We start from the raw sequence: 2,295 nt of genomic DNA on the forward strand, positions 1-2,295 counted from the left end.
TCCTCGCGCTGGTATCCGCCGCGCTCGCCGCGGTCGTCCCGGCGGTAGCCGCCACGCTCGCCGCCGGGCGCACGCGCGCCGCCCTCGCGCCCGCCGCGGTAGCCACCACGGTCCTCGCGCTGGTACCCGCTGCGCTCCGAACCGGCCGGGCGGTCGCCGCGGTACCCGCCGCGCTCGCCGCCGGGGCGCGAGGCGCCGCGGTCCGAGCGGTAGCCGCCCGTGCGCTCGCCGCCCTCCGCGTCGCGCCGGTAGCCGCCCGTGCGCGGGGCGGAGCGGTCGTACCCGCCGGAACGCTGCCCGCCCTGCTCGCCGCCGCGGCCGTAGCCGCCCTCGCGGCGCTCGCCGCGCTCACCGCCCCGGGCGGGACCCCGGTCGGCCCGGTAGCCGCCGCTGCGCTCCGCGGAAGAGCCGCCGGAGCGCTCGGGGCGCGGACCGCCCCGCTCCGGACGCGCGCCACCCCGGTCGGAGCCGTAGCCCCCGGAGCGATCGCCGCGGTCGGGGCGGCGTGCCCCGCCCGGGCGGTCGCCGCGGTCCGAGCCGTAGCCGCCCGTGCGGTCGCCGCGGTCGGAGCGGTAGCCGCCGGAGCGGTCGCCCCGGGCGGCACCGTCACCGCCGGACCTGCCGCCGTCGCGCGCCGGGCCCCGGTCCGAGCGGTACCCGCCCGAGCGCTCGCCCTCGGCACGACCCGCCGGACGCCGGTCCCCGGCCGAGCGGGCGTCGCGCGCGCCACCCTGGGGACGCTGCCCGCCCTCGGACCGCGGACGGTCGCCCGCGGACCGGCGGTCCCCGCCGTAGCCGCGTGCATCCGCGTCGCGGCGGTCCGTGCGCGCGTCGCGCTCGCCGCCGCGCGCGGAGCTCCCCCGCGCGCCGGCGGTACCGCTCTGCTCGACGGCCGACCGCCACCCCCGCTCATCGCCGCCGCTACGCCGCTGCCCCGCGACCCGCGGGGCGCGCGCCGGGCGCTCGCCGTCGGTGGAGCGCGCGGCGCCCCGGTTGCCGTACCGGCCGACGCCGCCGCTGCGGCGCCCGCCCTGGTCCGCCGAACGCGTCCCGCGCTCGTCGCTGCTCATGTCCTGCTGCTCCTCAAGTTCGACCGCCGACCATGGTCTCATCCGCGACCCGCAGACCCCGCATCGGCCCGCGCCGGCGGTCCGCCGTGCCTTGCGGTACCGGCCCGCCCGAGCACCCGGGCAGACAGGCCACGAGGGCACGGTCCGGCGAACCGACGGGACCGCCGCGGCCACAGAGGGAGCAGGGCCCGCCAGCGCCGCGGGGCGACAGGGCTCGACCACGGGACGTGGGCCGGCCGGGTGGCACACTCGCCCCCGTGGACGCCCTCTCCCCCGGCACCCAGGTCAGCGAGCTGCGCGTGATCGCCGGCTCCGGGTACGACCCCCGGCACCGGGAGGCGAACCTCCTGCTCCACGTCGAGCGCGACCCGGGTTCGATCGCCACGGTGCGCCACCTGCTCGCCGCGGCCGCACCCTGGCGCCCGAGCGCGTGGATGCAGGAGCCGTCGCTCTCGATCGTGCTCCTCGACGGCCGGCGTCTCGTCGACGAGGTCGGGCTCCTCGGCGACGGCTGGCTCCGCACGGCGCACTCCGACGACCTCCGCCTCGCCGACCCCGACGCGCTCGACGCCTGGCTCACCTCGTGCGGAGTTCGCACCCAGCCCGCCTGACAGCGATACGGGCCCCGCCGAGACCGCACACCTCGGCGGCGAGACCCGACGGCGGCACGTCGTCCGGCGGCACTCGCTCTCGCGCGCGGCAGACCCACACGCACCCCCTTGCGCCCCGCACGCCGAGATGGCAGCTCTCGGCTGTCGACGACCTCCGCCGGACAGCCGAGAAGTGCCGTCTCGGCGCGTCGCCCGGGCGCCCGGACGCGCTCCGTGACGCCCCCGAGAGCGCCGAGTCTCCGCCTCCGGACTGCGAGCGTCGGCGCCGACGCAGTCCCCCGATGGAGACTCGGCGACGCGTCGCCCCTCCGCCGCAGCGGCATGCGCGCCAAGTGGGCAGCAGATGCTGCTACCGGGACACGGGTAGGGACATCTGCTGCCCACTCGGCGGGCGAGACGTGACCCCGCGCGCGTACAGAGCGTGTGGGAGACGGGCCCTCCCGGGGAAACAGAAAGAGCCACCCCCGAAGGGGTGGCTCTTCCTGAATGGATGTCCGGCGGCGTCCTACTCTCCCACACCCTGGCGAGTGCAGTACCATCGGCGCTGAAGGGCTTAGCTTCCGGGTTCGGAATGGGACCGGGCGTTTCCCCTTCGCTATGACCGCCGTAACTCG

1 protein-coding gene, 1 rRNA gene and 1 pseudogene are annotated in these 2,295 nt (G+C 78.6%); 1 reads left to right on the forward strand and 2 read right to left on the reverse strand.

Going from position 1 to position 2,295, the window contains the following annotated elements:
• Nucleotides 1–1,070 (reverse strand): annotated as a pseudogene (locus tag VER05_RS13740) (hypothetical protein); the annotation flags it as partial.
• A gap of 257 nt (nt 1,071–1,327) precedes the next feature.
• On the opposite strand from VER05_RS13740, the gene VER05_RS13745 reads away from it, so the two are divergent.
• Nucleotides 1,328–1,681 (forward strand): hypothetical protein, encoded by a 354-nt coding sequence (locus VER05_RS13745; protein ID WP_324845901.1) that lies wholly within the window; start codon nt 1,328–1,330, stop codon nt 1,679–1,681.
• A 492-nt stretch (nt 1,682–2,173) separates the two neighbouring features.
• Here VER05_RS13745 and rrf read toward each other — a convergent pair.
• Nucleotides 2,174–2,290, reverse strand: a 5S ribosomal RNA gene (gene rrf, locus VER05_RS13750).
• Nucleotides 2,291–2,295 lie beyond the last annotated feature (5 nt).

The sequence above is a fragment of the Cellulomonas sp. genome (assembly GCF_035634735.1).
GTDB lineage: Bacteria > Actinomycetota > Actinomycetes > Actinomycetales > Cellulomonadaceae > Cellulomonas.